The organism is Streptomyces sp. NPDC058619, from assembly GCF_042717785.1.
Lineage (GTDB): Bacteria > Actinomycetota > Actinomycetes > Streptomycetales > Streptomycetaceae > Streptomyces.
The window spans coordinates 70,797-85,740 of the sequence record NZ_JBHXQN010000010.1 but is presented as its reverse complement, the minus strand read 5'-3'; the positions used below and the strand labels follow the sequence as shown (position 1 = coordinate 85,740).

9 protein-coding genes are annotated in these 14,944 nt (G+C 72.9%); 6 read left to right on the top strand and 3 right to left on the bottom strand.

The window, feature by feature from the left end:
• The first annotated feature begins 11 nt into the window (after positions 1-11).
• Entirely contained in the window at positions 12-1,136 is a 1,125-nt protein-coding gene (locus ACFWTC_RS12860) for an FAD-dependent oxidoreductase (protein WP_383916803.1), read from the top strand.
• Between the two features lie 159 nt (positions 1,137-1,295).
• Here ACFWTC_RS12860 and mltG read toward each other — a convergent pair whose 3' ends face one another.
• Together mltG and ACFWTC_RS12850 are read right to left on the bottom strand one after the other, a co-directional pair.
• Positions 1,296-2,159: an endolytic transglycosylase MltG gene (mltG, locus tag ACFWTC_RS12855; RefSeq protein ID WP_384027032.1), complete on the bottom strand. Its 864-nt coding sequence runs from the start codon at positions 2,157-2,159 to the stop codon at positions 1,296-1,298.
• A 63-nt stretch (positions 2,160-2,222) separates the two neighbouring features.
• Positions 2,223-4,115: an ABC transporter ATP-binding protein gene (locus tag ACFWTC_RS12850; RefSeq protein ID WP_383916735.1), complete on the bottom strand. Its 1,893-nt coding sequence runs from the start codon at positions 4,113-4,115 to the stop codon at positions 2,223-2,225.
• Between the two features lie 87 nt (positions 4,116-4,202).
• On the opposite strand from ACFWTC_RS12850, the gene ACFWTC_RS12845 reads away from it, so the two are divergent.
• From ACFWTC_RS12845 to ACFWTC_RS12830, 4 genes are all read left to right on the top strand, one after another.
• Positions 4,203-4,667: a MarR family winged helix-turn-helix transcriptional regulator gene (locus ACFWTC_RS12845; protein ID WP_383916732.1), complete on the top strand. Its 465-nt coding sequence runs from the start codon at positions 4,203-4,205 to the stop codon at positions 4,665-4,667.
• 36 nt (positions 4,668-4,703) lie between these two features.
• Positions 4,704-7,640, top strand: a complete 2,937-nt coding sequence (locus ACFWTC_RS12840) for an FAD-binding and (Fe-S)-binding domain-containing protein (protein WP_384027034.1) — start codon at positions 4,704-4,706, stop codon at positions 7,638-7,640.
• Positions 7,641-7,751: 111 nt separating this feature from the next.
• The gene (locus ACFWTC_RS12835; protein ID WP_383916726.1) at positions 7,752-9,590 is read left to right on the top strand and encodes an ABC transporter transmembrane domain-containing protein; all 1,839 of its coding nucleotides are present in this window, start codon (positions 7,752-7,754) and stop codon (positions 9,588-9,590) included.
• Positions 9,587-11,368: an ABC transporter ATP-binding protein gene (locus ACFWTC_RS12830; RefSeq protein WP_383916723.1), complete on the top strand. Its 1,782-nt coding sequence runs from the start codon at positions 9,587-9,589 to the stop codon at positions 11,366-11,368. Before ACFWTC_RS12835 ends, ACFWTC_RS12830 begins: the two co-directional genes overlap by 4 nt.
• A gap of 110 nt (positions 11,369-11,478) precedes the next feature.
• Here ACFWTC_RS12830 and ACFWTC_RS12825 read toward each other — a convergent pair whose 3' ends face one another.
• Positions 11,479-12,270 carry a metal-dependent hydrolase gene (locus ACFWTC_RS12825; protein WP_383916720.1) on the bottom strand — a complete coding sequence of 264 codons (792 nt, stop codon included), beginning with the start codon at positions 12,268-12,270 and terminating at the stop codon, positions 11,479-11,481.
• A 145-nt stretch (positions 12,271-12,415) separates the two neighbouring features.
• On the opposite strand from ACFWTC_RS12825, the gene ACFWTC_RS12820 reads away from it, so the two are divergent.
• Entirely contained in the window at positions 12,416-14,938 is a 2,523-nt protein-coding gene (locus ACFWTC_RS12820) for a DEAD/DEAH box helicase (RefSeq protein WP_383916717.1), read from the top strand.
• The last annotated feature ends 6 nt before the right edge of the window (positions 14,939-14,944 follow it).

Genomic DNA, 14,944 nt, shown 5'->3' with positions numbered 1-14,944 from the left:
TGAACGATCTCATGCGGGGCGCGGGCGGGAACCCGGACACGGACGTCGACGTGGTGGTGGTCGGCGCGGGGCAGGCGGGCCTGTCCAGCGCGTACCACCTCACCCGGGCGGGGCTGGAGCACGTGGTCCTGGACCACTCGCCCCGCCCGGGCGGGGCCTGGCAGTTCCGCTGGCCCTCGCTCACCTACGGCAGGGTCCACGGGATGCACTCCCTGCCCGGCATGGAGCTGACCGGGGCCGACCCGCTGCGGCCCTCGTCGGAGGTGGTCGGGGAGTACTTCGCCGCGTACGAGGACCGCTTCGGCCTGCGCGTACGGCGTCCCGTGGACGTCTCGGCGGTACGCGGCGCCGCCGACGGCCGGCTGCGGGTGGAAACCTCCGCCGGCAGCTGGTCGGCGCGGGCCCTGATCAATGCCACGGGCACCTGGGACCGCCCGTTCTGGCCCCGGTACGCCGGTCAGGAGACCTTCCGCGGCCGCCAGCTGCACACCGCGAACTACCCGGGGCCGCAGGAGTTCGCGGGGGCCCGCGTGATCGTGGTGGGCGGCGGCACCTCCGCGGTGCAGCACCTGCTGGAGATATCCGAGGTGGCGGCGGAGACCGTCTGGGTGACACGCCGGCCGCCGGTGTTCCGCGACGGGGACTTCGGCGAGGCGGAGGGCCGCGCGGCGGTCGCGCTGGTCGACGAGCGGGTGCGGCGGGGGCTGCCGTCGCGGAGCGTGGTCAGCGTGACCGGGCTCCCGCTGAACGCGGCGGTACGGGCCGGCCTGGCCTCGGGGGTCCTCGACCGCAGGCCCGTGTTCGACCGCATCACCCCCACGGGGGTCCTCTGGGCGGACGGCAGCCGCGTGGAGGCGGACGTGATCCTGTGGGCCACCGGCTTCCGCGCGGCGGTCGACCACCTGGCCCCGCTGCACCTGCGCGAGCCCGGCGGCGGCATCCGCGTCGAGGGCACCCGGGCCGTCCGCGACGAGCGGATCCACCTGGTGGGCTACGGCCCCTCGGCGTCGACGATCGGCGCGAACCGCGCGGGCGGCGCCGCCGCCCGGGAGATCCGCCGCCTGCTGAACCGGGAGCGGGCCGCGGCACCGGGGGCAGCGGCGTCGCTCCAGGCGGCCGACGCACCGGCGGGCTGATCCGCGCGGGCCGCTTCCGGGCCCCCGCCGGGGCCTCTTCCGGACCGCCGCCGCACAGGAGGAGCACGGCCCGCTGCGGCCGGTCGCCGGCGGTGAAGTCCACCCGGACCTCGGTCCCCTGATCGGCGTGGACCGGTTCCGCGAGGGGCTGGCCGAACGTCAGTGCGCGGGGGGTCCGGCCTTGGCGCGGGCGCCCGCGGCGGCGCGGAGGCGGTTGAACTCCGCCACGTGCTTCTTGTGCTCCTCGTACGTCGCCGAGAAGCGGGTGTCCCCCGGCCTGACCGTCACGAAGAACAGCCAGTCGCCGGGCGTCGGGGCGACGGCGGCCGTCATGGCCTCCAGCCCGGGGATGTCGATCGGGGTGGGCGGCAGGCCCTGGCGTTCGTAGGAGTTGAAGGGGCTGTCGATGCGCGTCTCGGCCAGCGTGGTGTCGACCGTGCTGCGGTTCAGCGCGTAGTTGATCGTGGAGTCCATCTGGAGCGGCATCGACTTCGCCAGCCGGTTGTGCACCACGCGGGCGACCTTGCCCATGTCGGTGCGGCTGTCGGCCTCCGCCTCGATGACGCTGGCCAGCGTCGCCGTCTGGTACGGGGTCATCCCGTGCACCCTGCCGCCGTCCGTGACGGCCCGGGTGGCGAGCTTCCGGTTCGCCGTCTGCACCATGTACGCGAGGAGGCCGGCCGGCGTGGACTTCGAGGTCACCGGGTACGTCGCCGGGAAGAGGTAGCCCTCCGGGTTGCCCTTCGCCTCCGCGGGCAGTGCCAGTCCGGCGGTCGCCGCTGCGGCCTTCGCCGAGCCGGCGGGGAGTTTGAGCTCGCGGTCGACCGCGGCGTACACCTGCGAGGCCCGCCAGCCCTCGGAGATCACCAGCATCCGGGGTTGTTCGGGGGCTTCCGCACCCCGCAGCAGCGGTATCAGGACCACTGCCCCGATCGCGAGGATCGTACCGAGGAAGAGCGCCAGCCGGCCTCGGCGGGTGAGCCGGGAACGGCGCTGTGGTGGCGGCAGGTACTCATGACGCATGCGGGAACGCTAACCCGCGAAACATCACATTCCCGACACCCCACCCGTGCGCCGGTCATACGATCACACGTTCACCGGGGCCAACTCGGCGCCCTGCGCCGTTCCCGCACTCCGGCCCCCGTCCGGCGCCGCCACCGGCGCCAGCGCGGCGTCCCGGTCCCGGCGGACCAGGGCCGCGTACCGGCCTTCGGCCTCCAGCAGCTCCTCGTGCGTACCGCGCTCGGCTATGCGCCCCGCGTCGAGGACCACGATCTGGTCGGCGTCGCGGACGGTGGACAGGCGGTGCGCGATGGTGATGGTGGTGCGGCCCGCGGAGAGGTTGTCGATGGCCTGCTGGACGGCGTGTTCGGTGCGGGTGTCCAGGGCGCTGGTGGCCTCGTCGAGGATGAGCACCGGCGGGTCCCGCAGGATGGTGCGGGCGATGGCGAGCCGCTGCTTCTCACCCCCGGAGAACCGGTAGCCGCGCTCGCCGACGAGGGTGTCGTACCCGTCCGGCAGGGACGCGATGTGGTCGTGGATCTGGGCCGCCCGGGCCGCGTCGGCGATCTCCTCGTCGGTCGCGTCCGGCTTGGCGAAGCGCAGGTTGTCGGCGACCGAGGCGTGGAAGAGGTAGGTCTCCTGGGAGACCACGCCTATGGAGCGGGCCAGCGAGTCGAAGTCGAGGTCACGGACGTCGACCCCGTCCAGGGCCACGCGTCCGCCGGTCACGTCGTAGAGCCGGGGCACGAGGTAGCTCAGGGTGCTCTTCCCGGAGCCCGTCGCGCCGACCACGGCGAGGGAACTGCCGGCCGGGACGGTGATGTCGATCCCCTTCAGGGCAGGCCCGTTCTCCGCGTCGTACGCGAAGTCCACGGCCTCCAGCCGAACCTCGCCCGCGGCCCGCCCCAGGCGCACCGCGTCCTCGCGTTCCGTGATGTCCACCGGCAGGTCGAGGTACTCGAAGATGCGGGCGAACAGGGCGAGCGAGGTCTGGATCTGCACGCCGGTCGACAGCAGGCTCACGGCGGGCCGGAACAGGCCCTGCTGGAGGGTGACGAAGGCGACGAGGGTGCCGACGGAGAGCGAGGGCGCGCCCGTCTGCAGCGCGATGCCGGCCGCCCAGTAGATCAGGGCGGGCATGGCGGCCATGACGATGCCGATCGTGGACATCCGCCAGCGCCCGGCCATGCTGGAGCGCACCTCCAGGCTGACGAGCTTCTCGGACTCGTCGGAGAAGGACGAGGTCAGAGAGTCGGAGCGCCCCATGGTGCGGCCGAGCAGGATGCCGCTGACCGACAGCGACTCGGTCACGGTCGCGGCCATCGCGGCCATCTGTTTCTGGCGCTGCGTGGTGATCTTCTTGCGCTCGCGGCCGACCCGCCGGCTGATCCACACGAAGACGGGGAGCAGCAGCAGCGAGACGAGCGTGAGCCGCCAGTCGAGCGCGAGCATGGCGACGACCGAGGCGATGACCGCCGTCAGGTTGGAGACGAGCGAGGTCGCGGTCGAGGTGACCGTGGCCTGCATCCCGCCGATGTCGTTGGCGATGCGGGACTGCACCTCGCCGGTGCGGGTGCGGGTGAAGAAGGCCAGCGGCATCCGCTGGAGCTGGGCGTAGACGGCGGTGCGCAGGTCGTGCATGACGCGCTGGCCGACCGTGGTCGATATGTAGGTCTGGAGCACGCCGAAGACGCTCGTGACCACGGCGGTCAGGATCATGCCGAGCGCGAGGAGGCTGAGCAGCCCGGTGCGGCCCTGCGGGATCGCGACGTCGAGGATCTCCCTCAGCAGGAAGGGCGAGGCGACCCCGACCAGCGAGGAGGCGCCGACCAGGAGGCCGACGACGGCGAGGCGGCCCCGGTACGGCCGAAAGAGGGAGACGATGCGGCGCAGCTCACGGGGCTGCTCCGCCGGGGCGGGGCGGTTGGGGTCGAGGGATTCGTTCGATGGGGTCCACTTCGGTTCTTCGGGGCGCATGGGCCTCCTTCCTGACGAGACTCGAATGAGCATAGCTCATTGTTACCTATGCTCACAATGAATCCGGTCCTGATACTGTCTCCCAGTATGAGGACACCTTCCGAGACCGACACCACAGACGGCGTTCTCGCCGAGCAGCTGCTGCGCCTGACCCGTCGGCTCCACCGCATCCAGAAGCGCCACATGGAGCCGCTCGGCATCACTCCCGCCCAGGGCCGCCTGCTGCGCCTGGTCTCGCACTACGAAGGCGCTCAGCCGCCCCGGATGGCGGACCTCGCCGCCCGTCTGGAGGTCGTCCCCCGCGCCGTCACCACGCTCGTGGACGGCCTGGAGGCCGCGGACTGCGTGCGCCGCGCGCCGGACACCGCGAACCGGCGGGTCATAAGGATCGAGCTCACGGACACCGGCCGCGCCACGCTGCGCCGCCTGCGCAACGCGCGAACCGACGCCGCAGAGGAGATCCTGGCTCCACTGACCGCCGATCAGCGCGAGATGCTCGGGGGCCTGCTGAACGCCCTGGCGGACGCTCCGCCGGAGGGCGTCTGCCGATAGGCCACGCGCGGGCCGCGACGAGGCGAGGGGTCGGACATGCCGATGCTGGAACCGAAGCCGGGAGCGCTGCGCCCGCGCGGCATCGGCGGCCCCGCCCCCGACCGGCTGCCCGAGCACCGGGCCGGCGGTACCCCGGAGCCGCTGCGCACCGAGCTGACCGAGCTGCTCGGCGCGGAGAAGGTCCTGTGGAAGGTGTCCGACCTGGTCCGCTACGCCTCGGACGCCTCGCCCTACCGCTTCGTGCCCCAGGTCGTGGTGATCGCCGAGGACATCGACGACGTCTCCGCCGTCCTTTCCTACGCGCACGGCAGGCAGCGCGAGGTGGTCTTCCGCGCAGCCGGGACCTCGCTCAACGGCCAGGCGCAGGGCGAGGACATCCTCGTGGACGTGCGCCGCCACTGGGCCGGCGTCGAGGTGCTGGACGAGGGCCGGCGCGCCCGCATCCGCCCCGGGACCACCGTCGTACGGGCCAACGCCGCGCTGGCCCGGCACGGGCGGATCCTCGGCCCCGACCCGGCCAGCGCCATCGCCTGCACCCTCGGCGGGGTCGTCGCGAACAACGCCTCCGGCATGATGGCGGGGACCACGAGGAACTCGTACCGCACCCTCTCCTCCCTCACCCTCGTCCTGCCGACCGGGACCGTGGTGGACACGGCCGATCCGCTCGCCGACGAGGGGCTGGCCCGCGCGGAACCGGCCCTGTGCCGCGGGCTGATGGAGATCAAGCGGGAGATCGAGGCCGACCCGGAGCTCGTCGCCCGCATCCGCGCCAAGTACGAGATCAAGAACACCACCGGCTACCGTCTGGACGCCTACCTGGACGGCGCCACCCCCGTCGAGATCCTGCGCGGTCTGGCGGTCGGATCGGAGGGCACCCTCGGCTTCATCTCCGAGGTCGTGTTCGACACGCTCCCGCTGGACCGCGAGCTCTGCACCGGCCTGCTGTTCTTCCCCTCCCTGCCGGCCGCGGCCGCCGCCGTCCCGCTCTTCAACGCGGCGGGCGCCCTCGCCGTCGAGCTGATGGACGGCAACACCCTGCGCGCCTCGGTCAGCGTCGCCGGCGTCCCCGCCGACTGGGCCGACCTGCCGCGGGAGACCACGGCGCTGCTGGTGGAGTTCCGGGCGCCGGACGAGGCGGGACGCGCCGCCTGCGAGCGCCGCGCGGCCGAGGTCCTCGCGGGGCTCGACCTGGTCGCGCCGGCCGCCTCCGTGACCAACTCCTTCACCCGGGACGCGCAGACCATCAGCGGCTACTGGACGGCCCGCAAGGCCTTCGTCACCGCCGTCGGCGGAGCCCGCGCCCCGGGCACCACCCTGATCACCGAGGACTTCGCCGTACCGCCCTCGCGGCTGGCCGAGGCCTGCGAGGCCCTCCTCGAACTCCAGGCCCGGCACGGCTTCGACGCGGCCGTCGCCGGCCACGCGGCCCACGGCAACCTGCACTTCCTGCTCGCCTTCGACGCCGCCGACCCCTCCGACGTCGAGCGGTACGCCGCCTTCATGGACGCCTTCTGCCGGCTCACCGTGGAGCGCTTCGACGGTTCCCTGAAGGCCGAGCACTCCACCGGACGCAACATGGCGCCCTTCCTCGAACTGGAATGGGGCGCCGGGGCCACCGAGCTGATGTGGCGCACCAAGCGGATCGTGGACCCGGACGGGGTGCTCGCCCCGCGCATCCTCCTCGACCGCGACCCGCGGGGCCACCTGCGCGGGCTGAAGACGATTCCGCGGGTGGAGGCGGTGGCGGACCCGTGCATCGAGTGCGGCTTCTGCGAACCGACCTGTCCCAGCGGGGACCTGACGACCACACCGCGCCAGCGGATCGTGCTGCGGCGCGAGATGACCCGCCAGCAGCCGGGCTCCCCCGTGCTGGACGGCCTGCTCGACGCCTACGGCTACGACGCGGTCGACACCTGCGCCGGCGACTCCACCTGCAGGCTCGCCTGCCCGGTCGGCATCGACACCGGCGCCCTGATGAAGGACTTCCGCCACCGCCGGCACAGCGCCCGCGAGGAGCGGGCCGCCGCGCTCGCCGCGCGGCGGTTCGCGGCCGTGGAGACGGCCGCCCGGCTGGCCGTAGCCGCCGCCGGGAAGATCACCGACCGGGTCGGGAACCGGCTGCTCGAAGCCGTCACGGGGGCCGCGCGCAGGGCCGTACGCCCGGACCTCGTACCGCGGTGGCTGCCACAGGTCCCCGGGCCCGCGGCCCGGCGGCTGCCCCTCACCCCACGGGTGGGCGCCGCGGCCGTCTACTACCCGGCCTGCGTCAACCGGATCTTCGGCGGCCCGGACGGCCGCCCCGGCCCCTCCCTGCCGCAGGCCGTGGTGGCCGTGTCGCAGCGGGCCGGGAGACCGGTGTGGATCCCCCGCGACGTGCACGGCACCTGCTGCGCGACGATCTGGCACTCCAAGGGGTACGACGCGGGGAACCGGGTGATGGCCAACCGGATCGTCGAGGCGGCCTGGGGATGGACGGCCGGCGGGCGGCTGCCGCTGGTGGTCGACGCCTCCTCCTGCACGCTCGGCATCGCGCGCGAGGTGGTCCCGTACCTGACGGACGACAACCGGGCGCTGCACGCGGAGCTCACCGTCGTCGACTCGGTCGTCTGGGCGGCGGACGAACTGCTGCCGCACCTGGAGATCCGGCGCACCGCCGGATCGGCCGTGCTCCACCCCACCTGTTCGATGCGGCACTTGGGCGACGAGGCGCAGCTGCTCGCGGTCGCCGCGGCGTGCGCCGACGAGGTGGTCGTACCGGACGACGCCGGCTGCTGCGCCTTCGCGGGCGACCGCGGCATGCTGCACCCGGAGCTGGCGGCCTCGGCGACGGCCCGGGAGGCCGCCGAGGTGACCGCTCGGTCCTTCGACGCGCACCTGTCGGCGAACCGCATGTGCGAGGTGGGCATGGACCGGGCCACCGGGCGGAGCTACTACTCGGCCCTGCTCGAACTGGAGCACGCCACTCGTCCCTGAACGGCAGAGACGCACCGCGACGCCCGCCCGCGGGTGGAAAATCGATTGCCCGGAACGGGTCCGGAAGGCGAACCTTGCACGGTTTGAACCACTCGACCGTCATGGGGCGTCATGCAGATCAGCGATCTTCCGTATCCGGACCCCGGGGTACCCGACGCTCGCTCCGGCCCCCGCTTCCTCGTGTGGCTCGGACGCGGCCAACTCGGCGGCCAGGCCAAGAGCCTGTGCTGGGGTCTGGTGCACTTCTCCGGCATCGCCGGACTCCCCTACGCGCTGGGTCTCGGCGTCGACGCGGTCGTCGACCGCGACGCGCACCGGCTGCTGCTCGTCGGCGGCCTGCTCCTCCTGCTCGGCGTGGCCATCACCGTCGGCGACGCCATGCTCCACCGCACCGCCGTCACCAACTGGATCACCGCCGCCGCCCGCGTGCAGCAGCTGCTCGCGCGCAAGACGGCCGAACTGGGCTCCGCGCTGAGCCGGCGGGTCGCCGCCGGTGAGGTGATCGCGGTGTCCACAGGCGACGTCGAGAAGATCGGCTGGTTCGTCGAAGCCGTGTCCCGGTTCCTCGCCGCCGCCTTCGCCGTCGTCCTCGTCTGCGTCGGGCTGCTCTTCTACGCCCCCGCCCTCGGCGTGGTCGTGGCGATCGGCGTCCCCGTGGTCGCCCTGGCCGCGCTGCCGCTGCTGCCGCGCGCCACCCGGCGCGCCGACTTCCAGCGGGAGAAGGCGGGCAGGGCGACCGAGCTGGCCTCGGACACGGTCGCGGGCCTGCGGGTGCTGCGCGGAATCGGCGGCGAGGAGCTGTTCCTCGGCCGCTACCGCGAGGCCTCGCAGGAGGTCCGCAAGGCCGCCGTGCGCAGTGCCCGGATGTGGGCGCTGATCTCCGCGATCCAGGTGCTCCTGCCGGGCGCGCTGCTGATCACGGTCGTCTGGCACGGGGCCACGCTGGTCGTGGACGGGCGCATCGAGGTGGGCGAACTCGTGGCCGCGTTCAGCGCGGTGGCCACGCTGCTCTACCCGCTGCGGCACTTCGAGGAGATCGCCATGGCGTACTCCTTCTCCCGCCCCTCCGCCGAGCGGGCCGCCCGGGTGCTGTCGCTGACGCGCGCGGAGGCCGGGGAGCCGGGAGCCGCGGAGCAGGGGGCGGGCCCGGTTCCGGACGCACCCGCGCCGGGAGCCGACCTGTATGACCCGGAGACCGGGCTGCTGGCGCCGACGGGCCGGTTCACCGCCGTGGTGTGCGGGGACCCGGACCTCGCGGGGCGGCTCGCCGAGCGGCTGGGCGGGCATCCGATGGACGGGGCCGGCGGCCCCTCGGTGCTGCTGGGCGGGGTCGCGCTGGACGAGCTCGCGCTGGACACCGCGCGCACGCTGGTCCTCGTACAGGACAAGGACCCGGTGCTGCTGTCGGGCACCCTGCGCGAGCTGTTCGACGTACCGGCCTCGGGAGCGGTCGAACCGGCGGCCGCGCTGGAGGCCGCCCGGTGCGCGGACGTGCTGGACGCGTTGGCGCAGGCGGCCCCGGACGGGGTCGACGACCCGATGGACGCGCGGATCACCGAGCGCGGCCGGTCGCTGTCCGGCGGGCAGCGCCAGCGCCTCGCGCTGGCGCGGTCGCTGGTGACCGACCCGGAGGTGCTGGTGCTGGACGAGCCGACGTCGGCGGTCGACTCGCACACGGAGGCGCGGATCGCGGACGGCATCGCGGCCCTGCGCGCCGGGCGCACCACGGTGGTGCTGGCGTCCTCGCCGCTACTGCTGGACCGCGCCGACCGGGTCGTCCTGGTCCACGGGGGTGTGGTGGCGGCGACCGGTACGCACCGCGAGCTGCTGCACGGCGAACCGCTCTACCGGGCGGTCGTCACCCGTGAGACGGAAGAGGAACAGCGGCTCGCACGGCTTGAACTGACCGAGCTCGAAGAAACACTCACAGAGATCGAGGAGTCCGCATGATCGGCGTGGCGCCGCCGGACTACGATCCGGCGGCCCCCGAATCGGCCGCGACCCTGCCCGTGGGCACGTCGGCGACCGTACGGGGCTATGTGCGCGGGCTGTTCCGGCGGCACCGGCGGGCCTTCGTGCTGCTGGTGACGGTCAACGCGGTCGCGGTGATCGCCTCCATGGTCGGCCCGTACCTGCTGGGCCGGGTCGTGGACGACCTGACGGCGGGGGTGCGCGAGCTCCATCTGGGGCAGGTGGCGCTGCTGTTCGCGGCGGCGCTCGCCGTGCAGACCTGCTTCGTCCGGCTGGTCCGGCTGCGCGGGGCGGTGCTCGGCGAGGAGATGCTGGCCGACCTGCGCGAGGACTTCCTGGTGCGGTCGGTGGGGCTGCCTCCGGGCGTCCTGGAGCGGGCCGGCACCGGTGACCTGCTGTCGCGGATCACCACCGACATCGACCGGCTGGCCAACGCCATGCGCGAGGCGGTGCCGCAGCTGGCCATCGGCGTGGTGTGGGCGGGGCTGCTCTTCGGGGCGCTCGCGGTGACGGCGCCTCCGCTGGCGCTGGCCGCGCTGGTGGCGCTGCCGGTCCTGGTGATCGGCTGCCGCTGGTACTTCCGGCGGGCGCCGTCGGCGTACCGGTCGGAGTCGGCGGGATACGCGGCGGTCGCGGCCGTGCTCTCCGAGACGGTCGACGCGGGCCGCACGGTCGAGGCGCACCGCCTGGGACGGGACCGGATCTCGCTGTCGGAGCGGCGGATCAAGGAGTGGACGGCCTGGGAGCGGTACACCCTGTTCCTGCGCACGGTCCTCTTCCCCGTCGTGAACGTCACCTACATGACGATCCTCGGCTCGGTCCTGCTGGTCGGCGGCTACTGCGTGCTGCGGGGCTGGATCTCGGTGGGACAGATGACCACGGGGGCGCTGCTGGCGCAGATGATGGTCGACCCGATCGGGCTGATCCTGCGCTGGTACGACGAGCTGCAGATCGCGCAGGTGTCCCTGGCACGCCTGGTGGGCGTGCGGGAGATCGAGCCGGACGCGGGTGACGCGGCCGTCGCCCCGGAGGGCCGCGCGGTCCGCGCGGACGAGGTGCACTTCGGCTACCGGGAGGGCGTGGACGTCCTGCACCGGGTCTCGATGGCGGTGCCGCCGGGGACCCGGATGGCGCTGGTCGGCCCGTCGGGCGCGGGCAAGTCCACGCTGGGCCGGCTGCTGGCGGGCATCTACGCGCCCCGGACCGGGGAGGTCACCCTCGGCGGGGCGCAGTTGTCGCGGATGCCGGCGGAGCGGGTGCGCGAGCACGTGGCGCTGGTCAATCAGGAGCACCACGTGTTCGTGGGCTCGCTGCGGGACAACCTGCGCCTCGCGCGTACGGGCGCCGGGGACGCGGAGCTGTGGTCGGCGCTGGAGGCGGTCGACGCCGAGGGCTGGGCGCGGGCCCTGGAGGCCGGTCTGGACACCGAGGTCGGTTCCGGCGGCACGGCGCTGACCCCGGCGCAGGCGCAGCAGGTCGCGCTGGCCCGGCTGGTGCTGGCGGATCCGCACACGCTGGTCCTGGACGAGGCCACGTCGCTGCTGGATCCGCGCGCGGCGCGGCACCTGGAGCGCTCGCTCGCCCGGGTGCTGGACGGCCGTACGGTCATCGCGATCGCCCACCGGCTGCACACGGCGCACGACGCGGACGTGATCGCGGTGGTCGAGGACGGCCGGATCAGCGAACTCGGCTCCCACGACGAGCTGGTGGCGGCCGACGGCGCGTACGCGTCGCTGTGGCGCTCCTGGCACGGCTGACCGGACCGGCGGCCGGCCGCGGGGCGCGGCCGTGCACGAGGCCCCCGGCGCCACCCGCATCAGCGGGGACCGGGGGCCTCGTACGTGCTGCGGGGACCCCGCCGGAGGGATCAGATGAAGCCGAGGGCGGAGGCTCCGCCGAAGCCGCCGAGCAGCACGAACACCGGCATGAGGACCTTGAGCTCCACCCAGCTGCCCGCGCGGAAGCGCATCATCTTGGGCGGACCGATCGGGTACCAGCGCTTGCCGGCGATCGGGAGCGGCCACAGGACGGGGCAGCCGGAGACGGTCAGGGCGTCGCCGATGTCGTGGACCAGGGCTCCGAGCATGATCGGCAGGCCGAGCCACAGGTACTCCTGGCCCGGGGCGTCGAACAGCCAGCCCGCGCCGTTGCCCGGCTGGTCGAGCACGCCGGCCAGGGTCCAGGCGCTGGTGGCGCCGAGCAGCCAGACCAGGATGTCGCTGGACATCCGGGCGGCCCGCCAGAGCAGTCCTTCGACGGCCAGCACGAGGTGGACGAAGAGGAGCGCGAGCACGCCCCACCGGTCGGTGGTGACGGCCAGCACGGAGGCTCCGGCGCCGATCACGACCGCCCAGAGCCAGGTGTGCGTCAGGGTCCGGTGGCCGCCGGTGCGGCGGGCGTCCCTCGGGGAGCGGGTCGCCTTGTAGACGGCGTAGGAGATCTTGTCGACCACCTCGCACATGCCGCGGGAGAGCGGACCGAAGGCGCGCGAGATCGTCGCCGACTTGTGGTCGAGGTCGGGGGCCAGGGCCGCTCCGGCGCAGATCAGCGCGCCGACGACGAGGACCGGCCACGGCATCGGGTATCCGGCGGCCGCCGTCGCCGCTCCCACCCCCAGCCATGCTGCCGCGCCGGACAGTGAGTGCGCCGGACCCATCATGGTCGTTTCCCGCCCCGGTGGTGTGCTGGTCGGGCCCGGTTGACGGAGTCGATCGGGCCTCATCGACGGCACAGCGTACCGTTGACGATCTTCGTTCCGTCCGCCGGTTCCCGCATCCGGGGGGAAGCCAGGCAAGATGGGGGGCGTGACCCTCATTGATCAGCTCCCGCCGACTGCCGACCCCGACGCCCTCTTCGAGGCCTTCTCCTCGTGGGCGGAGGGCCAGGGCATCACCCTGTACCCGGCACAGGAGGAGGCGCTGATCGAGGTCGTGTCCGGCGCGAACGTGATCCTGTCCACCCCGACCGGCTCCGGCAAGAGCCTGGTGGCCGCGGGCGCACACTTCACGGCGCTGGCCCAGGACAAGGTGACCTTCTACACGGCCCCCATCAAGGCGCTCGTGTCGGAGAAGTTCTTCGACCTGTGCAAGCTCTTCGGCACCGAGAACGTCGGCATGCTGACCGGCGACGCCTCCGTGAACTCGGACGCCCCGGTGATCTGCTGTACCGCCGAGGTCCTCGCCTCCATCGCCCTGCGCGACGGCAAGCACGCCGACATCGGCCAGGTCGTCATGGACGAGTTCCACTTCTATGCCGAGCCGGACCGCGGCTGGGCGTGGCAGATCCCGCTGCTGGAGCTGCCGCAGGCGCAGTTCGTCCTGATGTCGGCGACCCTCGGCGACATGAAGCGGTTCGAGGAGGACCTGACCCGGCGCACCGGGCGCCCCACCTCGATGGTCCGCTCCGCCACCCGGCCGGTCCCGCTCTCGTACGAGTACGTCACCACGCCGATCACCGACACGATCACCGAGCTGCTGGAGACCCGGCAGGCACCGGTCTACATCGTGCACTTCACCCAGGCCCAGGCGGTCGAGCGGGCGCAGTCGCTCATGAGCATCAACATGTGCACCCGCGAGGAGAAGGACAAGATCGCCGAGCTCATCGGCAACTTCCGCTTCACGACCAAGTTCGGCCAGAACCTCTCCCGCTACGTGCGGCACGGCATCGGCGTGCACCACGCCGGCATGCTGCCCAAGTACCGGCGCCTGGTGGAGAAGCTCGCCCAGGCCGGTCTGCTGAAGGTCATCTGCGGTACCGACACCCTCGGCGTCGGCGTCAACGTGCCCATCCGCACCGTGCTGTTCACCGCACTCACCAAGTACGACGGCAACCGGGTCCGGACGCTGCGCGCGCGCGAGTTCCACCAGATCGCCGGCCGGGCCGGCCGCGCCGGCTTCGACACGGCGGGCTACGTGGTCGCCCAGGCGCCCGAGCACGTCATCGAGAACGAGAAGGCCCTCGCGAAGGCGGGCGACGACCCGAAGAAGCGCCGCAAGGTGGTGCGCAAGAAGGCCCCCGAGGGCTTCGTCGCCTGGTCGGACACCACCTTCGAGAAGCTCATCGCCGCCGATCCGGAGGCGCTGACCTCGCGCTTCAAGGTCACCAACATCATGCTGCTGTCGGTCATCGCCCGGCCCGGCGACGCCTTCAAGGCGATGCGCCACCTCCTCGAGGACAACCACGAACCGCGCAAGGCCCAGCTGCGGCACATCCGCCGGGCCATCGCGATCTACCGCTCGCTGCTGGACGGCGGGGTCGTCGAGAAGCTGGACACCCCCGACGCGGAGGGCCGCACCATCCGGCTCACCGTCGACCTCCAGCAGGACTTCGCGCTGAACCAGCCGCTGTCGACCTTCGCGCTGGCCTCGTTCGACCTGCTGGACCCGGAGTCCCCCTCCTACGCGCTGGACATGGTGTCGGTCGTCGAGTCCACGCTCGACGACCCGCGTCAGATCCTCGCCGCGCAGCAGAACAAGGAACGCGGCACGGCGATCGGCCAGATGAAGGCCGACGGGGTCGAGTACGAGGAGCGGATGGAACGGCTCCAGGACATCACCTACCCCAAGCCGCTCGAAGAGCTCCTCTTCCACGCCTACGACGTGTACGCGAAGAGCCACCCGTGGGTGCGGGACCACCCCGTTTCCCCGAAGTCGATCATCCGCGACATGTACGAGCGCGCGATGACCTTCACCGAGTTCACCTCCTTCTACGAGCTGGCCCGCACCGAGGGCATCGTGCTGCGCTACCTGGCCGGTGCCTTCAAGGCGCTGGACCACACCATTCCCGACGACCTGAAGTCCGAGGACCTCCAGGACCTGATCGCCTGGCTGGGCGAGCTGGTCCGCCAGGTCGACTCCAGCCTGCTGGACGAGTGGGAGCAGCTGGCGAACCCGGAGGTGGAGACGGCGGAGCAGGCCCAGGAGAAGGCGGACCAGGTCAAGCCGGTCACCGCCAACGCGCGCGCCTTCCGCGTCCTGGTCCGCAACGCCATGTTCCGCCGGGTGGAGCTGGCCGCCCTGGACCACGTCAACGTACTGGGCGAGCTGGACGCCGAGTCCGGCTGGGACGCCGACGCCTGGGGCGAGGCCATGGACGGGTACTGGGACGAGTACGACGACCTGGGCACCGGCCCGGACGCCCGCGGACCCAAGCTCCTGCAGATCGAGGAGGACCCGGCGCACGGCCTGTGGCGCGTCCGCCAGACCTTCGCGGACCCCAACGGGGACCATGGCTGGGGCATCAGCGCCGAGGTCGACCTCGCCGCCTCCGACGAGGAGGGCCGCGCGGTCCTCCGCGTCACCTCGGTGGGTGAGCTCGGCCAGCTCTGACCGGCT

Bases quoted from the DNA above. Each gene is read 5' to 3' on its own strand.
- ACFWTC_RS12860 (WP_383916803.1), top strand. From the start codon at position 12: ATGCGGGGCGCGGGCGGGAACCCGGACACGGACGTCGACGTGGTGGTG.
- mltG (WP_384027032.1), bottom strand. From the start codon at position 2,159: ATGCGTCATGAGTACCTGCCGCCACCACAGCGCCGTTCCCGGCTCACC.
- ACFWTC_RS12850 (WP_383916735.1), bottom strand. From the start codon at position 4,115: ATGCGCCCCGAAGAACCGAAGTGGACCCCATCGAACGAATCCCTCGAC.
- ACFWTC_RS12845 (WP_383916732.1), top strand. From the start codon at position 4,203: ATGAGGACACCTTCCGAGACCGACACCACAGACGGCGTTCTCGCCGAG.
- ACFWTC_RS12840 (WP_384027034.1), top strand. From the start codon at position 4,704: ATGCCGATGCTGGAACCGAAGCCGGGAGCGCTGCGCCCGCGCGGCATC.
- ACFWTC_RS12835 (WP_383916726.1), top strand. From the start codon at position 7,752: ATGCAGATCAGCGATCTTCCGTATCCGGACCCCGGGGTACCCGACGCT.
- ACFWTC_RS12830 (WP_383916723.1), top strand. From the start codon at position 9,587: ATGATCGGCGTGGCGCCGCCGGACTACGATCCGGCGGCCCCCGAATCG.
- ACFWTC_RS12825 (WP_383916720.1), bottom strand. From the start codon at position 12,270: ATGATGGGTCCGGCGCACTCACTGTCCGGCGCGGCAGCATGGCTGGGG.